This window comes from Kitasatospora sp. NPDC001159 (genome assembly GCF_053598235.1).
This window is the reverse complement of sequence record NZ_JBSFJV010000023.1, coordinates 57,011-75,285: the sequence shown is the minus strand read 5'-3', so window position 1 is coordinate 75,285 and position 18,275 is coordinate 57,011. Positions and strand designations below refer to the sequence as shown.

At 72.7% G+C, this 18,275-nt stretch carries 16 protein-coding genes; 10 read left to right on the top strand and 6 right to left on the bottom strand.

From position 1 onward, the window contains the following. The first annotated feature begins 39 nt into the window (after positions 1 to 39). The 7 genes from ACWC9T_RS14920 to rny all read left to right on the top strand — a co-directional run bounded on the left by ACWC9T_RS14920 (position 40) and on the right by rny (position 7,721). Positions 40 to 1,557 carry a S8 family serine peptidase gene (locus ACWC9T_RS14920; RefSeq protein ID WP_449821450.1) on the top strand — a complete coding sequence of 506 codons (1,518 nt, stop codon included), beginning with the start codon at positions 40 to 42 and terminating at the stop codon, positions 1,555 to 1,557. A gap of 76 nt (positions 1,558 to 1,633) precedes the next feature. After that, positions 1,634 to 2,239, top strand: a complete 606-nt coding sequence (locus ACWC9T_RS14915) for a GNAT family N-acetyltransferase (protein WP_449821449.1) — start codon at positions 1,634 to 1,636, stop codon at positions 2,237 to 2,239. Then, on the top strand, positions 2,236 to 2,430 hold the full coding sequence (locus tag ACWC9T_RS14910) for a DUF3046 domain-containing protein (protein WP_449821448.1): 195 nt from the start codon (positions 2,236 to 2,238) through the stop codon (positions 2,428 to 2,430). The genes ACWC9T_RS14915 and ACWC9T_RS14910 overlap by 4 nt, the downstream gene beginning before the upstream one ends. 138 nt (positions 2,431 to 2,568) lie before the next feature. Continuing rightward, positions 2,569 to 3,702, top strand: coding sequence for an AI-2E family transporter (locus ACWC9T_RS14905; RefSeq protein WP_449821467.1), 1,134 nt, complete (start codon positions 2,569 to 2,571; stop codon positions 3,700 to 3,702). Positions 3,703 to 3,932: 230 nt separating this feature from the next. After that, a complete protein-coding gene (gene recA / locus ACWC9T_RS14900; RefSeq protein ID WP_449821447.1) occupies positions 3,933 to 5,048 on the top strand; it encodes a recombinase RecA in 1,116 nt (371 codons plus the stop codon). Positions 5,049 to 5,052: 4 nt separating this feature from the next. Then, the gene (gene recX, locus ACWC9T_RS14895) at positions 5,053 to 6,108 is read left to right on the top strand and encodes a recombination regulator RecX (RefSeq protein WP_449821446.1); all 1,056 of its coding nucleotides are present in this window, start codon (positions 5,053 to 5,055) and stop codon (positions 6,106 to 6,108) included. A gap of 143 nt (positions 6,109 to 6,251) precedes the next feature. Further along, positions 6,252 to 7,721: a ribonuclease Y gene (gene rny, locus ACWC9T_RS14890; RefSeq protein WP_449821445.1), complete on the top strand. Its 1,470-nt coding sequence runs from the start codon at positions 6,252 to 6,254 to the stop codon at positions 7,719 to 7,721. Positions 7,722 to 7,770: 49 nt separating this feature from the next. Here the strand turns inward: rny and ACWC9T_RS14885 are convergent, their stop codons facing one another. From ACWC9T_RS14885 to ACWC9T_RS14865, 5 genes are all read right to left on the bottom strand, one after another. Then, positions 7,771 to 9,495 (bottom strand): FAD-dependent monooxygenase, encoded by a 1,725-nt coding sequence (locus ACWC9T_RS14885; RefSeq protein ID WP_449821444.1) that lies wholly within the window; start codon positions 9,493 to 9,495, stop codon positions 7,771 to 7,773. A 122-nt stretch (positions 9,496 to 9,617) separates the two neighbouring features. Further along, the gene (locus ACWC9T_RS14880) at positions 9,618 to 10,466 is read right to left on the bottom strand and encodes an amino acid ABC transporter permease (protein ID WP_449821443.1); all 849 of its coding nucleotides are present in this window, start codon (positions 10,464 to 10,466) and stop codon (positions 9,618 to 9,620) included. Next, entirely contained in the window at positions 10,463 to 11,113 is a 651-nt protein-coding gene (locus tag ACWC9T_RS14875; RefSeq protein ID WP_449821442.1) for an amino acid ABC transporter permease, read from the bottom strand. Before ACWC9T_RS14875 ends, ACWC9T_RS14880 begins: the two co-directional genes overlap by 4 nt. A gap of 56 nt (positions 11,114 to 11,169) precedes the next feature. Then, on the bottom strand, positions 11,170 to 12,075 hold the full coding sequence (locus ACWC9T_RS14870; protein ID WP_449821441.1) for a glutamate ABC transporter substrate-binding protein: 906 nt from the start codon (positions 12,073 to 12,075) through the stop codon (positions 11,170 to 11,172). A gap of 118 nt (positions 12,076 to 12,193) precedes the next feature. Next, positions 12,194 to 12,967: an amino acid ABC transporter ATP-binding protein gene (locus ACWC9T_RS14865; RefSeq protein WP_449821440.1), complete on the bottom strand. Its 774-nt coding sequence runs from the start codon at positions 12,965 to 12,967 to the stop codon at positions 12,194 to 12,196. A 382-nt stretch (positions 12,968 to 13,349) separates the two neighbouring features. Here ACWC9T_RS14865 and ACWC9T_RS14860 point away from each other — a divergent pair, with 382 nt between their 5' ends. Beyond that, positions 13,350 to 14,108 (top strand): response regulator transcription factor, encoded by a 759-nt coding sequence (locus ACWC9T_RS14860; protein WP_449821439.1) that lies wholly within the window; start codon positions 13,350 to 13,352, stop codon positions 14,106 to 14,108. Positions 14,109 to 14,114: 6 nt separating this feature from the next. After that, a complete protein-coding gene (locus ACWC9T_RS14855) occupies positions 14,115 to 15,548 on the top strand; it encodes a sensor histidine kinase (RefSeq protein WP_449821438.1) in 1,434 nt (477 codons plus the stop codon). Positions 15,549 to 15,554: 6 nt separating this feature from the next. On the opposite strand, the gene ACWC9T_RS14850 is transcribed toward ACWC9T_RS14855, so the two are convergent. After that, positions 15,555 to 16,574 (bottom strand): TAXI family TRAP transporter solute-binding subunit, encoded by a 1,020-nt coding sequence (locus ACWC9T_RS14850; RefSeq protein ID WP_449821437.1) that lies wholly within the window; start codon positions 16,572 to 16,574, stop codon positions 15,555 to 15,557. 127 nt (positions 16,575 to 16,701) lie between these two features. On the opposite strand from ACWC9T_RS14850, the gene miaB reads away from it, so the two are divergent. Continuing rightward, the gene (gene miaB, locus ACWC9T_RS14845) at positions 16,702 to 18,204 is read left to right on the top strand and encodes a tRNA (N6-isopentenyl adenosine(37)-C2)-methylthiotransferase MiaB (RefSeq protein WP_449821436.1); all 1,503 of its coding nucleotides are present in this window, start codon (positions 16,702 to 16,704) and stop codon (positions 18,202 to 18,204) included. Positions 18,205 to 18,275: the final 71 nt, after the last annotated feature.

The following is an 18,275-nucleotide window of genomic DNA, read 5'->3' as shown; positions in this document are numbered from 1 at the left end:
GGCCGTTTCCTCACCGGATCGACGAGCGGAGACCGTGGGATGGCGCAGGCGCACCAGTCCGGCAGTCCCGCCCGTGCGGTCCGCCGCCGCAGGGTCCGCGGGTCGGCCCGGGCGCTGCTGGCGATGCTGCTCACGGCCCTGGTGGTCGGCGGTGCCGTGCCGTACGTGTCCGGGCCCGGGCGGGCGTACCTCAGCTACCTGGTGCTGGCCGACCAGGAGGACGCCGCGGGCGCTGCCCGGGCCGGGGCGGAGAGCCGGTCGGCGGGCGGGCAGGTGGTGCAGGAGTACCCACAGATCGGGGCGGTGCTGGCGTACGCGACCGGTGCCTTCGCGGACAAGGTCCGGGCCCGGCCCGGGATCGCCGCCGCGGGGGCGACCCGGACCGTGCCGGTGGTGGGGCCGCCGCGGGCGGTGGAGGGGGCCGGGGACTTCGCGGCGGGGGTGGAGCGGGGGAGTTCGGACGGGCGAGCCACCTCGGACGGGCAGGAGGGCGGGGTCCCGACGGTGCCCGACCCGGCGGAGGGCGGGGCCTGGAACCTCGCCATGCTGGGGCCCGCCTCGGGGCGGACCGGCGACGCCACCGTCGGGGCGCCCAGCGTGGAGGCGCTGCACAAGGTGCTGGTGGCGGTGCTGGACTCGGGTGTGGACGACACCCACCCGGACCTGCGGGCCGCCGTCGACCCGAAGGCCTCGGCCTCCTGCGCGGACGGGCGGCCGGACGCCCGGACCGGCTCCTGGCGGCCCGACCCGGGGGCGGGGGAGGGCGGGCACGGCACCCACGTCGCCGGGATCATCGGTGCGGCCCGGGACGGGCAGGGCGTCACGGGGGTCGCTCCGGGGGTGCGGGTCGCCGCCGTCCGGCTGCTGGGGCCGCTGGGGCAGTACTACGCGGAGAACATCGTCTGCGGGATGCTCTGGGCGGCCGACCACGGGGCCAAGGCGATCAACAACAGCTACTTCGCGGACCCCTGGAAGTACAACTGCCCCGAGGACCGGGACCAGGCGGCGCTGATCACGGCCGTCAGCCGGGCCTCCGCGTACGCCCAGCGCAAGGGGGCGGTGGTGGTCGCCTCGGCCGGCAACGACGGGCAGGACCTCGCTGCCGCCCGGACCGACGAGCGCAGCCCCAACGACCGGGTCTCCGGGCCGGCCAGTACCCGGTACCTGGGCGCCGAGTGCATTCGCCTTCCCGGCGAGCTGCCGGGGGTGGTCACGGTCACGGCGGTCACCCGGGACGGGCGCCCCTCGCCGTACTCCAACCACGGACGCGGGCACGTGTCGCTCGCTGCGCCGGGCGGCGATCCGGACGGCGGGCCGCAGGGGGCGATCGTCTCCGACTGGCCCGGGGCGCAGTACGCGGCGCTGGCGGGGACGTCGATGGCGGCGGCCCATGTCACCGGGGCGGTGGCGGTCGCGGCGGCGTTGCATCCGGAGTTGGGGGCGGGTGGGTTGGCGGGTCTGTTGGCGACCACGGCTGCGGCGGGGTGTCCGGTGGGGCCGCGGCCTTGTGCGGACCGGGAGTACTTCGGGGCGGGGTTGGCGGCGTTGCCCAGGTGAAGGGGGTGTCTGTTCGGGGGTGGGCTCTCGGAGGTGCGGGTGACGGGGTGTGGGGGCGGGGGTGAGGATCGGGGGCATGGGTGAATCGGGTGCGGGTGTGTTCCTCGGGACCGAGCGGTTGGTGTTGCGGCGGTTCACGGGGGCGGATGTGGACGACCTGGTGGCGTTGGACGGGGACCCCGAGGTGATGCGGTACCTGACCGGGGGGAAGGCGAGTGCGCGGGAGTGGGTGGAGTGGACGCTGATTCCGCTGTACCTGGAGCACTACCGGCGGTACGGGGACCTCGGGTGGTGGGCGGTCGAGGAGCGGGACGGTGGGGCGTTCCTGGGGTGGTTCGAGTTCCGGCCGACCGAGGAGGGGGAGCGCGGGGAGGTGGAGCTCGGGTACCGGTTGCGGCGGGCGGCTTGGGGGCGTGGGTACGCGACCGAGGGCGCGCGGGCGTTGATCCGCCGCGGGTTCACCGGGTCTGGGGCGGAGCGGGTGGTGGCGTACACGATGGCGGTGAACGCGGGGTCGCGGCGGGTGATGGAGAAGTGCGGGCTGTCGTACGTCCGTACGTTCCACGAGGACTACCCGGAGGCGATCCCCGGGAGCGAGCACGGGGAGGTGGAGTACGCGGTGACGGTCGGGGAGTGGCAAGCCCGGGGCTTCGATGCGGGGTCCGGGATACTGGGGGCATGAGGCTGACGGAGTTCTGGCGACGGATGTACGCGCACTTCGGGGAGGCGTACGCGGAGTCCTTCGCGTCCGACCACGTGATGACCGAGCTCGGCGGGCGGACGGTGCGCCAGGCGCTGGAGGCGGGCTGGGAGGCCAAGGACGTCTGGCGGGTGGTCTGTGAGACCCAGGGGGTCTCCACGTCGCTGCGCTGAGCCTTCGGCGCCGGGGTGGCCGGGGTGGTGGGACAGACTGTCGGGGTGACGATCAGCGGAGAGCAGAAGAGCCCGGAAGGGTCGGTGCAGGTCGCCGACGAGGAGCGGGCGAACGGCGGCGGGGCCCTGTGGGGCGGGATGCCGCGATGGCTGCCCCGGGCGATGGTGATGTTCCTGGTGATGGTCGGGGTGTTCCAGCTCGCCGACTGGGCCTTCCGGCAGTTGATCGACCTCTTCGTGATGCTGCTGGTGGCGTTCTTCCTCTCGCTGGCGTTGGAGCCGGCGGTGGACCGGATGGCGGCGCGGGGGGTGCGCCGGGGGGTGGGCACCTTCCTGGTGTTCGTCGCGGTCGGGATCGCGGTGGCCGGGTTCCTGGCGGCGCTGGGCACGTTGTTGGTGGACCAGGTGGCGAAGATCGCCGGGGATCTGCCGCACCTGGTCGACAATCTGATCGGCTGGGTCAACCGGACCTTCCATCAGGACCTGTCGCTGGGCGAGCTGCAGAAGCGGCTGCTCAAGGACTCCGGCACGATCGAGGGCTACGCCCAGCAGGCCGCCGACAACGTCTGGGGCGTCTCCTCGACGCTGATCGGGGGGCTCTTCCAGACCTTCACGGTCGGGCTGTTCACCTTCTACTTCACCGCCGAGGGCCCGCGGGTCCGCCGGACGGTGTGTTCGCTGCTGCCGCCGTCCAAGCAGGGCGAGGTGCTGCGGGCCTGGGAGATCGCGCTCGCCAAGACCGGCGGCTACCTGTACTCCCGGGCGGTGCTCGCGGTGGTGTCGGCGGCCGGGCACTGGGTGATGTTCGAGCTGATCGACCTGCCGTACGCGGCCGCGCTGGCGATCTGGGTCGGCGTCATGTCGCAGTTCGTGCCGACGATCGGGACGTACCTGGCGGGGGCGTTGCCGGTGCTGGTGGCGCTCACGGTGGAGCCGGTGGACGCGCTGTGGGTCCTGGTGTTCACGGTGGTCTACCAGCAGATCGAGAACTACGTGCTGCACCCGAGGATCACCGCGAAGACGGTGGACGTGCACCCCGCGGTGGCCTTCGGCGCGGTGATCGCGGGCGCGGCGCTGCTGGGCGCGGTGGGCGCGCTGATCGCGATTCCGGCGGCGGCCACCCTGCAGGGCTTCGTGGGGACGTACGTGCGGCGGTACGAGGTGGCCACCGACCCGCGGATCGACCGCGGTGAGCAGCGGCGGGCCCGGCGGGAGCTGCGCCGGGAGGCGGCGCGGCGGCTGCGGCGGATGGTCGGCGGCGACGGCGAGTGACGGGCGGCGGCGGAGCGGTCCGCTCGCTCGCCCCGCGGTCCGAGCGAGCGGAGCGGTCCGGTCGCTCGCCCCGCGGTCCGAGCGTGCGAGGCTTGAATCGAACAGATGTTCTTTGTACTCTCCGGCGAGGAGTTTTCCACAGGCTGAGCCGGGTGGGGCTCGTTTGTCAGTGGGACGCGCTAGCGTCGATGACGATGAAGCGCACAGCACAGAACCCGAGGGAAAAAGCCATGGCAGGTACGGACCGCGAGAAGGCCCTGGAGGCAGCTCTCGCCCAGATCGAGCGACAGTTCGGCAAGGGCTCGGTGATGCGCCTCGGCGAGAAGGCCAACGAGCCCGTCGAGGTGATCTCCACCGGCTCCACCGCCCTGGACGTCGCCCTCGGGGTCGGTGGCATCCCGCGCGGCCGGGTGATCGAGATCTACGGCCCCGAGTCCTCCGGTAAGACCACCCTGACCCTGCACCTGGCCGCCAACGCCCAGAAGGCCGGCGGCACGGTCGCCTTCGTCGACGCGGAGCACGCGCTCGACCCCGAGTACGCCAAGAAGCTCGGCGTGGACACCGACGCCCTGCTGGTCAGCCAGCCGGACACCGGTGAGCAGGCCCTGGAGATCACCGACATGCTGATCCGCTCCGGCGCGATCGACCTGGTGATCATCGACTCGGTCGCGGCGCTCGTCCCGCGCGCCGAGATCGAGGGCGAGATGGGTGACTCGCACGTCGGTCTGCAGGCCCGGCTGATGAGCCAGGCGCTGCGCAAGATCGCGGGGGCGCTGAACCAGTCGAACACCACCGCCATCTTCATCAACCAGCTGCGCGAGAAGATCGGCGTGATGTTCGGTTCGCCGGAGACCACGACCGGTGGCCGGGCGCTGAAGTTCTACGCCTCGGTCCGCCTGGACATCCGCCGGATCGAGACCCTGAAGGACGGCACCGAGGCGGTCGGTAACCGCACCCGCGTCAAGGTCGTCAAGAACAAGGTCGCCGCGCCGTTCAAGCAGGCCGAGTTCGACATCCTCTACGGCATCGGCATCAGCCGCGAGGGCGGCCTGATCGACATGGGTGTCGAGCACGGCTTCATCCGCAAGTCCGGCGCCTGGTACACCTACGAGGGCGACCAGCTCGGCCAGGGCAAGGAGAACGCCCGTAACTTCCTGCGGGACAACCCGCAGCTCGCCGACGAGATCGAGCGGAAGATCAAGGGCAAGCTGGGCATCGGCCCGAAGACCGATGAGCCCGCCGAGGGCGAGGCGGAGGCCGCCGCTGCCGACGGCGCCGCCAAGCCGATCACCGCGACCGCCGCCAAGACGGCCGCGGCGAAGAAGACGGCGGCTGCCAAGGCCTGAGCCGTTGACGCAGTACGACACGGTGGGCGGCGGCCCGGCGGGCTCCGAGGACGACGACTACGGCCCGCCGGACTGGTTCGCCGCAGTCGCGGAGGAGCCGGAACCGCGGCCGTCGGCAGCCCGGCCGCGGTCGCAGTCCCGCAAGGGACGGCGGGAGCGCGCGTCCACCGCGCAGTGGGCATCCGGCCCGGAACCGGAGTTCGACCGGGGTCCGGTCCCAGCGGTGCGCGGCGCGGCGTCCGGGTCGGCTTTTGAACGGGCGCAGCCGGCGGAGGCCTCGGTCGAGGCGCTCGGGCTGGTCTCGGCGTCCGAGTTGCCCACCGGGCGCCGTCGGCGCCGCTCGGCGCTGGAGGCCGAGGAGTCCGACGCCGGGGGCAGAGCCGTGCCCGCGGAGAGCGGTTGGGGCGAGGCCGAGGCGGCCGGTCACGGGGGTGCGGCCGCCTCGACCGCCTGCGCCGGTGCGGGTCGGCGCCGGAGCCGCCGGGGTGGGCGGTCCGCCGAGGGCCTGCCGGGCGAGGAGGAGGGCACCGCCCGTACCTCCCGCAAGCGGGAGGAGGAGCAGTCCGATCCGGAGACCCGCGCCCGGGACATCTGCCTGCGGCTGCTGACCGGCGCCGCCAAGACCCGCAAGCAGCTCGCCGACGCCCTGCGCAAGCGGGAGATCCCGGAGGAGGTCGCCGACGAGGTACTCACCCGGCTCGAAGAGGTCGGGCTGATCGACGACGCGGCCTTCGCGGTGGCCTGGGTGGAGTCCCGGCACGCCGTCCGGGGGCTGTCCCGGCGGGCGCTGGCCCAGGAACTGCGCACCAAGGGTGTGGCCGCCGATCTGGTGGAGCAGGCCGTCGCCCAGCTCGACCACGACGACGAGGCGGACGCGGCCCGGGCGCTGGTCGAGCGCAAGCTGCGGTCCACCCGGGGGCTGGACCCCCAGGTCCGGACCCGCCGTCTGGTCGGCATGCTGGCCCGGCGCGGCTACTCCGAGGGGCTGGCCTTCCGGGTGGTGCGCGGCGCACTGGAGGAGGCGGCGGCCGACGAACTGTCGGAAACCGGCTGGGAGTAGTGGCAGTTCCGCACACTTCTTGATCTGGACCAGATCGAGTCTTGACCCTTTCGTGACCCACGCCTAGCCTCGCACTCAGTGCGCGGGCGCTTCCGGACGGCGCCCGGCGGCGACGGCCCGCGCAGGACTGGGAGTGGGGCGGCATGAGCATCTCGGTGGGCACCGGCACGGGTGACACCGTGTTGCCGATCGTCGGGTCGGCCGCCGCCGTCCTGCTGGTGCTCGCGGCGCTCGCCGCCGTCGTGATCGGACGACTGCGGGCGGAGCGGCGGCAGGCCCTCGCAGAGGCCGAGCAGGCCCGGCGGCGGGCCGAGGAACAGGCCGGCCGGCAGTGGGCAGAACTTGCCAGGCGCGAGGAGAACGTGGCCGAGGAACTGCGCCGGGTCCGCCAGCGGGAGGACGAACTGGCCGTGCGCTCTGCCGAGTTGGAGCGCTCCCGGGGCGAGGCCGAGGCGCTGGTGGCCCGTCGGACGGCCGCGCTGGAGCGCGCCGCCGGGCTCTCCGCCGAGCAGGCGCACCACCAGCTCCTGCACGAGGCCGAGGAGTCGGCCCGCCGGGAGGCCGCGGTCACGGTCCGGCAGATCGAGCGCGAGGCCAAGGAGGAGGGCGAGCGCCGGGCCCGGTCCATCCTCGCCGGAGCGATCCAGCGGCTGGCCTCGGAGCAGACCGCGGAGACCGCCGTCACCGTCTTCCGGCTGCCGGGCGAGGAGATGAAGGGCCGGATCATCGGTCGCGAGGGCCGCAACATCCGCGCCTTCGAGGCGGTCACCGGGGTCAACCTGATCATCGACGACACCCCTGCCTCGGTGCAGCTCTCCTGCTTCGACCCGGTCCGCCGGGAGGCCGCCCGGCTCACCCTGGAACAGCTGGTCGAGGACGGCCGGATCCACCCGACCCGGATCGAGCACCTGCACGAGCGCAGCCGCGCCGAGGTCGAGGCGCGCTGCGTACGAGCCGGCGAGGACGCCTTGCTGGACGCCCGGGTCGGCGGGATGCACCCCGAACTCGTCCGCACCCTGGGCTCGCTGCGCTACCGGGCCTCGTACGGGCAGAACGTGCTCGGACACCTGCTGGAGGCCGCGCACCTGGCCGGGATGATGGCCGCCGAGCTGGGGGTGGATCCGGAGCCGGTGCGCCGGGCGGCGCTGCTGCACGACGTCGGCAAGGCGCTCACCCACGAGGTGGAGGGCAGCCACGCGGCGGTCGGCGCGGACCTCGCCCGGCGGTTGGGCGAGTCCCCCGAGGTGGTGCACGCGATCGCCGCGCACCACGGCGAGGTGGAGCCCCGGACGGTCACGGCCGTGCTGACCCAGGCGGCGGACGCCTGCTCGGGCGGGCGTCCGGGGGCGCGCAAGGAGTCGCTGGAGGTGTACGTACGGCGGCTGGCGCGGCTGGAGGAGATCGCGCGCTCGCACACCGGGGTGTCCGAGGTGTACGCGATGCAGGCCGGGCGCGAGGTGCGGGTGATGGTGCGGCCGGAGGCGGTGGACGACCTCGGGGCGGAGCTGATCGCCCGTGAGGTGGCCCGGCAGGTCTCGGCGGAGCTGACCTACCCGGGCCAGGTCCGGGTGACGGTGGTTCGGGAGAGCCGGGCCACGGCGGTGGCGGGTTAGGGGCCTGTCTCTTGGGTTTCGCTCCGGCGAGGGCCCGAGAGACAGGCCCCTAGCTCGTCGCCGAGTCCACCTGCTGGGGCTCCGGAGCGGGCTCGGGCGAGGGCTCCGGCGTGCCGGCGATCGGTGCCGGGCCGCCGCGGGCCCGGTCGGCGAGCACCAGCAGGTCCTCGGTGGCCGCGCCCTGGGTGACGCCGACCAGGTGCCCGTCCGGCCGGATCAGCAGCACCGTGTGCGGCCCGGCGCCCGGGTACTCCTCGGTGACCAGCACCTCGGCCGGCACCGGCAGCGCGGCGGAGACCTCGGCGAGCCGGGGCATCAGCCCGGCGCCGAGCCAGTGCTCGGACGACCAGACGGCGGTGCCGGGGGCGACCAGCAGCAGCAGGAAGGTGGCGCCGAGCCGGGCGTGCAGGTGGTCCGGGGTGCCGTCGGCGGCGAGCACCGGCAGGTCGGGGACGAGCACCCCGGGGGCGGTGGCGGGCAGCAGTTCGCTGAGCGAGGTGGTGCCGCGCGCGCCGCGCTGCACCGGCACCCGGCCGGGGACGCCGGAGGGCGCCGCCGGGTAGGCGGGAGCGCCGCCGAAGCGGCCGGTGCCCAGCTGGCCGTCGGCGAGCAGCGGGGCGTGCTTGCGGAAGCCGCCGACCAGCAGCGAGCGCCGGGTCTGCTGCCAGCCGCGCAGCGGGCGCAGCAGCGGCATGGACTGGTCGACGGCGCGCAGCCGGGCGCCGACCGCGCCGCGCCGCTCGGCCTCGTAGCCGTCCAGCAGGGAGCCGCCGGGCTGGGGGCCGCCGGAGTGGAGTTGCCAGGCGAGGGCGAGCCGCCAGGCGAGGTTGTCGGCGTCGCGCAGCCCGTCGGCCAGGTTCTGCATGCCGAGCGCGCCGTGCAGGTGGGCGGCGTCGCCAGCCAGGAAGCAGCGGCCGCTGCGGAAGCGGGCGGCGAGGCGCTGCTGGGCGGTGTGGTCGGCGGCGGCGAGCAGTTCGAACCGGGGCAGTTCGCCGCACCAGCCGGTGAGGGTGGAGGTGACCCGGGTGAGCAGGGTGTCGCCGGTGACGATGCCGGGCCAGGTGGCGTGCGGGTCGATCTGTTCGGTGGGGGCGGGCCTGCCGGGGGGCAGCCGCCAGTCGAGCCGCCAGACGCCGTCCGGCAGCGGACGGGCGGAGGCCTCGCGGTCGCCGCGCCACGGGGGCTCGCGGTGCAGTCGGGCTCCGTCGAAGGGCAGGTCGACCCGGACGGTGGCGATGGCGTTGCGGTCGACCGCCGGGCGGCCGGGGAAGCGGATCTTCAGCAGCTTGCGGACGGCGGAGCGGGCGCCGTCGCAGCCGACCAGGTGGCTGCCGCGCCACCAGGTACTGGAGCCGTCCTGGGTGCCGTGAGTGCGGACGCTGACGCCGTCGCGGTCCTGTTCGAGCTCGACGACCCGGCTCAGCGGGACCAGCTTGACCAGCGGGGTGCCGGTGAGGGCGTCGCGCAGGCCGCGCTGGAGGCGGTGCTGGGGCAGGTGGAAGGTGGGGGAGTCGGTGAGGTCGATCCGCAGCACCTCCTGGCGGCGCCGCCAGACGGCGAAGGAGTCCCACAGGGCCGAGTCGGAGACGGCCCGCGAGTAGCCGATCCGGGTCAGGAAGGCGGTGGTGTCGGCCCCGAGGACGACGCTGCGAGGGCCCTCGGGGCAGAGCCCGGAGCCCTCGTCCAGGACGACCGTCGGCACCTCGTGCCGGGCCAGTGCGAGGGCCAGGGCCAGACCGACCGGTCCGGCCCCGACCACGATCACCGGGTCCATGAGGGGACCTCCGGGCACGAACCGGCCCATGGGCCGGCGTCAGTTACCGCTGCCGCATATGCCGCGTGGATGCTCCCGGGAGGTGTCACGAAGAGCAATGCAACAGTTCACCTGCGTGTCCGTCAAGCAGCAGATGAAGTGCGCCGGTTCGCGCCGCGACGGCCACGTGCTTCGATCCACCGCGCGAGCGCGGTCAGCAGCAGGCACAGGACGATGTAGATCGGCCCGATCACCAGCACCACGGGGATGTAGGGGAAACCCGCGGCGTTCAGCGGCTGGCTGGCGATCTTCTTGCCCATGAACAGCAGCTCGTTGTACGTGATGATGTAGCCGAGCGAGGTGTCCTTGAGGGTGACGACCAGCTGCCCGATCATCGACGGCAGCATCGAGCGGACGGCCTGCGGCACCAGGATGGACGACATCACCTGGGTCTTGCGCATCCCGAGGGCGTACGCCGCCTCGCCCTGGCCGCGCGGGACGGCGTTGACGCCGCTGCGGATGATCTCGGCCTGGACCGAGCCGTTGTAGAGGGTGAGGCCGAGGACCAGCGCCCACATCGGGTCCTTGGCGAAGAACGCGTAGTAGAGCGCGACGATCAGGATCAGCAGCGGCATCGCCCGGAAGAACTGGACGAAGGCGGTGCAGGCCCAGCGGACCGGCTTGTGGTCGGACAGCTGGCCGGAGGCCAGCAGCGCGCCCAGGGAGAGCGAGAAGACGGCGGCCAGCCCGAAGGCCTTCAGGGTGGCCAGCAGGCCGTCCACGATCATCTGCTGGACGGCGTTGTACTGGAACGGGTCCCACAGGTCGGCGTCGAACTGGCCGTTGTCGGCCAGCGCGGCGATGACGTACCAGAGCAGTCCGGCGACGCCGATCAGCGAGAGGACGCCGAACAGGCGGTAGCGGGCGCGGGCCTTCGGGCCGGGGGCGTCGTAGAGGACGCTGGCCGAGGCGGGGCGCTGGAGGATGTTCATCGGGCCACCGCCAGTCGGGATTCCAGGAAGCGGAAGAGGGTGGCGACCGTCGCACTGATCAGCAGGTAGGCGCAGGCCACCCAGAAGAAGATCGCGAAGATCGAATACCCGCGCTCGGAGAGGGTCTGCTGGACGCTGTACAGCTCGGGGACGCTGAACGCGCCGGCGATCGCCGAGTTCCTCGGCAGCGCGATGAACACGCTGCTCATCGGGGCCAGCACGGTCCGGGTGGCCTGCGGCAGGACGACCAGGGTGAGGGTCTGGCCGAAGGTCATGCCCAGGCTGCGGGCCGCCTCCGCCTGGCCGAGCGGCACGGTGTTGATGCCGGAGCGGATCACCTCGCAGACGAACGAGGCGGTGTATCCGCCGAGCGCCAGCACCGCGAAGACCAGGTGGCTGAAGTGCACGCCCAGCGGCGGAAGGCCGAAGGTGACGGCGAAGAACAGCAGGGTCAGCGGGGTGTTGCGGAACAGCGTCACCCAGGTGGTGCCGAAGGCGCGCAGGACCGGCACCGGGGAGACCCGGAAGGCCGCCAGCAGGGTGCCCAGCAGCAGGGCGAGCAGGGCGCTGAGCGCGCTCAGCTCGATCGTCTGCAGGAAGCCGTCGCGGAACAACGCGAAGTTGTCCTGCTCGAACAGGAACCCCATCCGGCGGCCCTCCTCTCACAGATGGTCAGAACAGGTGGTCGGGTACGGCGGTCGGATCAGTAGCGCTCGAGGGCCGGGACCTCGGGCGCGGCGGAGCCGGAGAGGCCCAGGGTCGCGTCGTAGGCCTTCTTCCAGTCGCCGTTGTCCTCGTGGGCCTTGAGGGCGTCGCTGATCGCGTCGCGCAGCGCCTTGTCGTCCTTGTTGAGGCCGACGCCGTAGTTCTCCTTGGTGAAGGGCTTGCCGACGACCTTGAGCTTGCCGGCGTACTTGGAGGCGTAGCCCTTGAGGATCGCGTCGTCGGTGGTGACCGCGTCGACCTCGCCGGACAGCAGCTTCTCGACGCAGGCCGAGTAGGTGTCGAACTGCGTGATCTTCGGGTTGTACTGCTGGATGTTCTTGATCGAGGTCGAGCCGGTGGCGGTGCAGACGTTCTTGCCGCTGGTGCTCTCCGGGCCGGTGATCGAGGTGTTGTCGTTCTTCACCAGCAGGTCCTGACCGGCGATGTAGTACGGGCCGGCGAAGGAGACGGTCTTCTTGCGCTCGTCGTTGATGCTGTAGGTGCCGACGTAGAAGTCGATCTGGCCCTTGGCGATGGCCGGCTCGCGCTGCGAGGAGACCAGGGTCTGCCACTTGATCTGCTGCGGGGTGAAGCCGAGGTCGGCGGCGATCATCTTGGCGACCTCGATGTCGAAGCCGCTGCGGTCGCCGCTGGCGACGTCCTCCCAGCCGAGGAACGGCTGGTCGGCCTTGGCACCGATGATCAGCTGGCCGCGCTTCTTGGCCTCGGTCAGGATCGAGGAGTCGATCTTGACGTCGGTCTTGACCGCGTAGGTCGGCAGCGCCGGGGCGTTGCTCGCGCTCGCGGCGGTGGAGCCGCTCGGGGAGCCGTCCTTGCCGCAGGCGGCGGTGGCGGTGAGCGCGACGGCACAGAGCGCCACGGCGAGGGTGCGAGAAGTCCTCATGAGGGTTGTTCTCCTGGAGCTGGGCCACGGCGTCAACCGGGCGCTGACGTCTGGAAGTTGTGCACGGGCATGGCTGGCCGGCAACGTTGCCGGGGCGGCCTTGCGTGATCTCGAAGAGTCAGTGGTGCAGGATCTTCGAGAGGAAGTCCTTGGCGCGGTCGGAGCGCGGTGCGGTGAAGAAGGCGTCCGGGGTGTTCTGCTCGACGATCCTGCCGTCGGCCATGAACAGCACGCGGTTGGCGGCGGAGCGGGCGAAGCCCATCTCGTGGGTGACCACGACCATCGTCATGCCGTCGGCGGCCAACTGGCGCATGACCTCCAGCACCTCGTTGACCATCTCCGGGTCGAGCGCCGAGGTCGGCTCGTCGAAGAGCATCACCTTGGGCTTCATCGCCAGCGCCCGGGCGATCGCCACGCGCTGCTGCTGCCCGCCGGAGAGCTGGGCCGGGTACTTGGCGGCGTGCGCCGCGAGGCCGACCCGTTCCAGCAGTTCGCGGGCGGTCTTCTCGGCGTGCGACCGGATCACCTTGCGCACCTTGACCTGGCCCATGACCACGTTCTCCAGCACGGTCTTGTGCGCGAACAGGTTGAAGCTCTGGAACACCATGCCGACCTCGGCGCGCAGCCGGGCCAGTTCCTTGCCCTCGGCGGGCAGCGGGCGGCCGTCGATGGTGATGGTGCCGGAGTCGATGGTCTCCAGCCGGTTGATCGTCCGGCAGAGCGTGGACTTGCCCGAACCGGACGGGCCGATCAGGACGACGACCTCACCCTGGTGGATCTCGAGGTCGATGTCCTGCAGCACGTGCAGGGCGCCGTAGTGCTTGTTGACCTTGTTCAGCACGACCAGCGGGGCGGCTGCGGGGGTGGAGTCCTCGACCGGGCTCTCGGTCATCGCGCCTGCTCCCTCTGTGTCGGTTCGTGCCTACCCGAGAAGTCTCAACTCCCTTGGGTGGCAATGGTGGTACGAATCCGGGAGCCGCGACCGGCGGAGCCGCAGCCCCCGGTGGGGCGACCTTAGGGGCGCTGACGGTGCCCCGTCAGCCGATCTGAGCGGAACTTGAGGATCACGAAAAGGACACACGGCGCGTACGTACTGTTCGCGAAGGCGTCGACGGGGCATGTCACAGCGGGAATCCGCGCCGGTGCTCCCCGTCCCCCAGGAGCCCGGTGCGCGGCCGAACCTGGCGCCGGGCCGTCCGCTGGCCCATACTGCGCAGGAGCCGGGCCCCGACCGGTCGGGGCCGGAGACCACGTGGGGAGAGGAGGAGAACAGGATGCGACTGCTGCTCGTCGAGGACGACGAACGCGTGGCCGCGGCGCTGGTCGCGGTGCTGGGCCGGCACGGCTTCCAGGTGCGGCACGCCCGCAGCGGGCACGAGGCACTGGACGCCCTGGTGCCGGACGGCAACGAGCCGTACCGGGTGGTGCTGCTCGACCTCGGGCTGCCCGATCGCGACGGTTTCGAGGTGTGCAGCCGGATCCGGGCCGGCAGCGGCGTGCCGGTGATCATGGTGACCGCCCGCGCCGACATCCGCTCCCGGATCCACGGTCTCAACCTGGGCGCCGACGACTACGTCACCAAGCCGTACGACATGGGCGAGCTGCTCGCCCGCATCCACGCCGTCGCCCGGCGCGGCGCGCTGCCCTCCACGGTGTCGGTGTCCGCGCCCGACGCCGTACCGCAGCAGCGCGGCCCGCTGGAGTCCCGCGGCATCCGGATCGACCGGGAGCGCCGCCGGGTCAGCGTGGACGGCCGCGACGTGCCGCTCACCCGCAAGGAGTTCGACCTGCTGGCCCTGCTCGCCCAGAGCCCCGGCGTGGTCTACCGGCGCGAGCAGATCTTCAGCGAGGTCTGGCGCAGCGGCTGGGAGGGCAACGGGCGCACCCTGGAGGTGCACATCGGCTCGCTGCGCAACAAGCTCGCGCTGCCCGGCCTGGTCGAGGCCGTCCGCGGGGTCGGCTACCGGCTGATCCCCGACTCCCCGACGTCCACCGCAGCCGACCAGGCCCCGCCCGCCCCCGCGGAGCACTGACCGCACGTGCGCACCCGCCTGCTCGGCATCCTGATCGCCCTCATGCTCTGCGTCCTGGCCGCCCTGGGGCTGCCGCTCGCGGCGGCGTTCGCGGCGGCCGAGCAGAGCAAGGTGGTCGTCGACCGGCTCGACGACGCCGCCCGCTTCGCCCAGGATCTGCCCACCTCCGGCGCCGCCTCGCTGGACTCCGCCCTCAAGGGCGACCCGGAGCCCGCCCCCGGCGACCTCAGCCGCCGGCACGCGATCGACGCCGAGGTCCGGCGCTACTTCGACCTGTACGGCGTGCGGCTGGGCATCTTCCAGCGCGACGGCATGCCGATATCGGTCGCCCCCGGGGACTGGCGGGTGCCCGCCGCCGGTTGGGGCGCCCAGGCCTTCCAGGAGGCCTTGGACGGGCGGCGCAGCCACAACCCGCCGCAGGTGTGGCCGTGGACCGAGGACCGCACGATCACCGTGGCCACCCCGGTGGTGCGCGACGGCGACGTGGTCGCGGTGGTGCTGAGCGAGTCCCCGACCGCGGCGCTGCGCACCCGGGTGCTGCACAAGTGGCTGGTGGTGGCCGGCGGCGAGGCGGTCGCGATGATCGTCGCCGTGCTGCTGGCCGTCCGGCTCACCGAGTGGGTGCTGCGTCCGGTGCGCACCCTGGACCGGGCCACCCACGACATCGCCACCGGCCAGATGGCCGCCCGGGTCGCGCCCGGCGGCGGACCGCCCGAACTCCAGCGGCTGGCGCGCTCGTTCAACGAGATGGCGGACCACGTGGTGCACGCCATGGACCAGCAGAAGGCCTTCGTCGCGGACGCCTCGCACCAGCTGCGCAACCCGCTGTCGGCATTGCTGCTGCGGGTCGAGGTGCTCGGCCTGGAACTGCCCGAGGGCCACGAGGAGGAGCTCAGCGGCGTCCGGGAGGAGGGCACCCGGCTGGCCCGGGTGCTGGACGACCTGCTCGGGCTGGCCACCGCCGAGCACGCCCGCCCCGAACCGGAGCAGACCGACCTCACCCAGCTGACCCTGGCGCGGGTGGACGGCTGGCAGCCGGTGGCCGAGCAGCGCGGGATCGAGCTGCGCTGGGACGGCCCGGCACTGGCGATCGGCATGGCGGACCCGATCGGCTTCGGCTCCGCGCTGGACGCGGTGCTGGACAACGCGCTCAAGTTCAGTCCGTCTGGCAGCCAGGTGCGGCTGCGGGTGGTGGTGCGCCGGGACGAGGTCGCGGTGACCGTCACCGACGCCGGGCCGGGGCTCACGGAGGACGAGCTGTCCCGGGCCGGCGACCGGTTCTGGCGCAGCCCGCGGCACCAGAACGTGGACGGCTCCGGGCTGGGCCTGTCCATCGCCCGCACCCTGCTGGCGGCCGGCGGCGGCTCGCTCGGCTTCGCCCCGGTCAAGCCGACCGGGCTGGCGGTGACGCTGGCGGTGCCGCGTCCTGAGAAACCCTAGGGCCCCTCAGGGCTTCACCGAGCGGTAGTAACGCGCCGCGCCCTCGTGCAGCGGGAGCGGGTCGGTGTAGACGGCGGTGCGCAGGTCGACCAGCTGGGCGGCGTGCACCTGGGCGCCGATCTGGTCGCGGCTGTCGATCACCGCCCGGGTCATGCCCTCCACGAGTTCCGGGTTCACGCCGTCCCGGGTGATCAGCAGGTTGGGCACGGCCACGGTCGCGACGGCGTCCTTGGGCTCGGCGTTCGGGTAGGTGCCCTTGGGCATGGTGGCCGCCCGGTAGGCGTCGGTGCCGCCGCCCTCGGCCCTGTGCAGTGCCTCGGACAGGTCGCTCAGCGGGACGATCCGGATCCGGACGTGGTCGGAGAGGTCGGTGAGCGCGCTGGTCGGCAGGCCGCCGGACCAGAAGAAGGCGTCCAGCCTGCCCTCGCGCAGCTGGTCGGCGGCATCGCCGACGCCGGCCATCACCGGGGTGATGTCGTGGTCCGGGTCCAGGCCGGCTGCGGCCAGCAGCCGCTTGGTCACCAGGTTCACCCCGGACTGCGGCAGGCCCACGCCCACCCGCAGGCCCCTGAGGTCGGCGGTGCGGCGCACGGTGGAGGAGGCCGGGACGATCAGCTGCAGGTAGTCGTCGTACAGCCGGGCGATCGCCCGCAGCTTGTCCTTGCCGGGCCCGTGGTAGTCGGCCACCGCGTCGGCGGTGGCGATCGCGAAGGTGTCCTGGCCGTCGATCACCCGGGTGAGGTTGTCTATCGAGCCCTCGGTGTTGTCCAGGGCCAGCCGCACCCCCGGCATCGTCCGGGAGACGTGGGTCTGCAGCAGCTGCCCGTACCGGTCGTAGACACCGCGCTGCACACCGGTCGCGAAGCGGGTCTCCCCGCGCGGGTACCCCGGCGAGCGGCCCGCCGACAGCCACCAGCCGCCCAGCCCGGCGACCAGCAGCACCAGCACCAGCACCGTCCGCCACAGCGGGCTGCGGGCCGCGCGGCGGACGGCGGCGCCGAGACGTGATGGATCGGTGGGGGCCATGCAGGGATACTGCCAGGCGCTCCGGCCGAACGGGAGGGGTAACGGCACCCCGCGCCGCTTCTGCTCGGAGGCGAGGGTGCGTGCACAGTCGGGAAAACCGGCTCGCGGCTGCCCGTACCCTGGTCTGGTGAGCGGTGAGAGCGGATTGAAGAGCTACAAGGTCGTCACGCACGGCTGTCAGATGAACGTCCACGACTCCGAGCGGCTGTCCGGCCTGCTGGAGGACGCGGGCTACGTCAAGGCCGGGCCGGAGGGCGACCCGGACCTGGTCGTGTTCAACACCTGCGCGGTGCGGGAGAACGCCGACAACAAGCTGTACGGCAACCTCGGCCAGCTCGCGCCGGTCAAGAGCCGCCACCAGGGCATGCAGATCGCCGTCGGCGGCTGCCTGGCCCAGAAGGACCGCGAGACCATCGTCAAGCGCGCCCCCTGGGTCGACGTGGTGTTCGGCACCCACAACATCGGGCATCTGCCGGCGCTGCTGGAGCGGGCCGCGGTCGAGCGCAAGGCCCAGGTCGAGATCCTGGAGTCGCTGGAGACCTTCCCCTCCACGCTGCCCACCCGCCGCGAGTCCGCGTACGCCGCCTGGGTCGCCATCTCGGTCGGCTGCAACAACACCTGCACCTTCTGCATCGTCCCCGCGCTGCGCGGCAAGGAGGAGGACCGCCGCCCCGGCGACGTCCTCGCCGAGATCGAGGCGCTGGTGGACGAGGGCGTCATCGAGGTGACCCTGCTCGGCCAGAACGTCAACGCCTACGGCTCCGACCTGGGCGACCGTGAGGCCTTCTCCAAGCTGCTGCGCGCCGCCGGTCAGATCGAGGGCCTCGAGCGGATCCGTTTCACCTCGCCGCACCCGCGCGACTTCACCGACGACGTGATCGCCGCGATGGCCGAGACCCCGAGCGTGATGCACCAGCTGCACATGCCGCTGCAGTCCGGCTCGGACCGCGTGCTCAAGGCGATGCGCCGCTCCTACCGGCAGGAGCGTTTCCTCGGGATCATCCGCAAGGTCCGCGAGGCGATGCCGGACGCGGCGATCTCCACCGACATCATCGTGGGCTTCCCCGGCGAGACCGAGGAGGACTTCGAGGAGACGATGCACGTCGTCCGCGAGGCCCGCTTCACCAACGCCTTCACCTTCCAGTACTCCAAGCGCCCCGGCACCCCGGCGGCCGAGATGGAGGACCAGATCCCGAAGGAGGTCGTCCAGGCCCGCTACGACCGGCTGATCGCCCTCCAGGAGGAGATCTCCTGGGACGAGAACAAGAAGCAGGTCGGCCGCACCCTGGAGATCCTGGTCGCCGAGGGCGAGGGCAAGAAGGACGACCAGACCCAGCGCCTCTCCGGCCGCGCCCCCGACAACCGGCTCGTTCACTTCAGCAAGCCGGACGAGCCGGTGCGCCCGGGCGACATCGTGACCGTCGAGATCACCTACGCCGCCCCGCACCACCTGCTGGCCGAGGGCCCGGCGCTGGCGGTGCGCCGCACCCGGGCCGGCGACGCCTGGGAGAAGCGTCAGGCCAAGCCCGCCGCCAAGCCGGCCGGCGTGCTGCTGGGCCTGCCGAAGATCGGCGCCCCGGCCGAGCTGCCGCTGGCCGCCCCGGCGGGCGGCGCCTGCTGCGGCGACTGACCCCGCTCCGTACGGCTTCGTACGGCGGCCCGGTGGGAGCTTCGACTCCTGCCGGGCCGTTCGGCTTCCCG

Bases quoted from the DNA above. Each gene is read 5' to 3' on its own strand.
- ACWC9T_RS14920 (WP_449821450.1), top strand. From the start codon at position 40: ATGGCGCAGGCGCACCAGTCCGGCAGTCCCGCCCGTGCGGTCCGCCGC.
- ACWC9T_RS14915 (WP_449821449.1), top strand. From the start codon at position 1,634: ATGGGTGAATCGGGTGCGGGTGTGTTCCTCGGGACCGAGCGGTTGGTG.
- ACWC9T_RS14910 (WP_449821448.1), top strand. From the start codon at position 2,236: ATGAGGCTGACGGAGTTCTGGCGACGGATGTACGCGCACTTCGGGGAG.
- ACWC9T_RS14905 (WP_449821467.1), top strand. From the start codon at position 2,569: ATGCCGCGATGGCTGCCCCGGGCGATGGTGATGTTCCTGGTGATGGTC.
- recA (WP_449821447.1), top strand. From the start codon at position 3,933: ATGGCAGGTACGGACCGCGAGAAGGCCCTGGAGGCAGCTCTCGCCCAG.
- rny (WP_449821445.1), top strand. From the start codon at position 6,252: ATGAGCATCTCGGTGGGCACCGGCACGGGTGACACCGTGTTGCCGATC.
- ACWC9T_RS14885 (WP_449821444.1), bottom strand. From the start codon at position 9,495: ATGGACCCGGTGATCGTGGTCGGGGCCGGACCGGTCGGTCTGGCCCTG.
- ACWC9T_RS14880 (WP_449821443.1), bottom strand. From the start codon at position 10,466: ATGAACATCCTCCAGCGCCCCGCCTCGGCCAGCGTCCTCTACGACGCC.
- ACWC9T_RS14875 (WP_449821442.1), bottom strand. From the start codon at position 11,113: ATGGGGTTCCTGTTCGAGCAGGACAACTTCGCGTTGTTCCGCGACGGC.
- ACWC9T_RS14870 (WP_449821441.1), bottom strand. From the start codon at position 12,075: ATGAGGACTTCTCGCACCCTCGCCGTGGCGCTCTGTGCCGTCGCGCTC.
- ACWC9T_RS14865 (WP_449821440.1), bottom strand. From the start codon at position 12,967: ATGACCGAGAGCCCGGTCGAGGACTCCACCCCCGCAGCCGCCCCGCTG.
- ACWC9T_RS14860 (WP_449821439.1), top strand. From the start codon at position 13,350: ATGCGACTGCTGCTCGTCGAGGACGACGAACGCGTGGCCGCGGCGCTG.
- ACWC9T_RS14850 (WP_449821437.1), bottom strand. From the start codon at position 16,574: ATGGCCCCCACCGATCCATCACGTCTCGGCGCCGCCGTCCGCCGCGCG.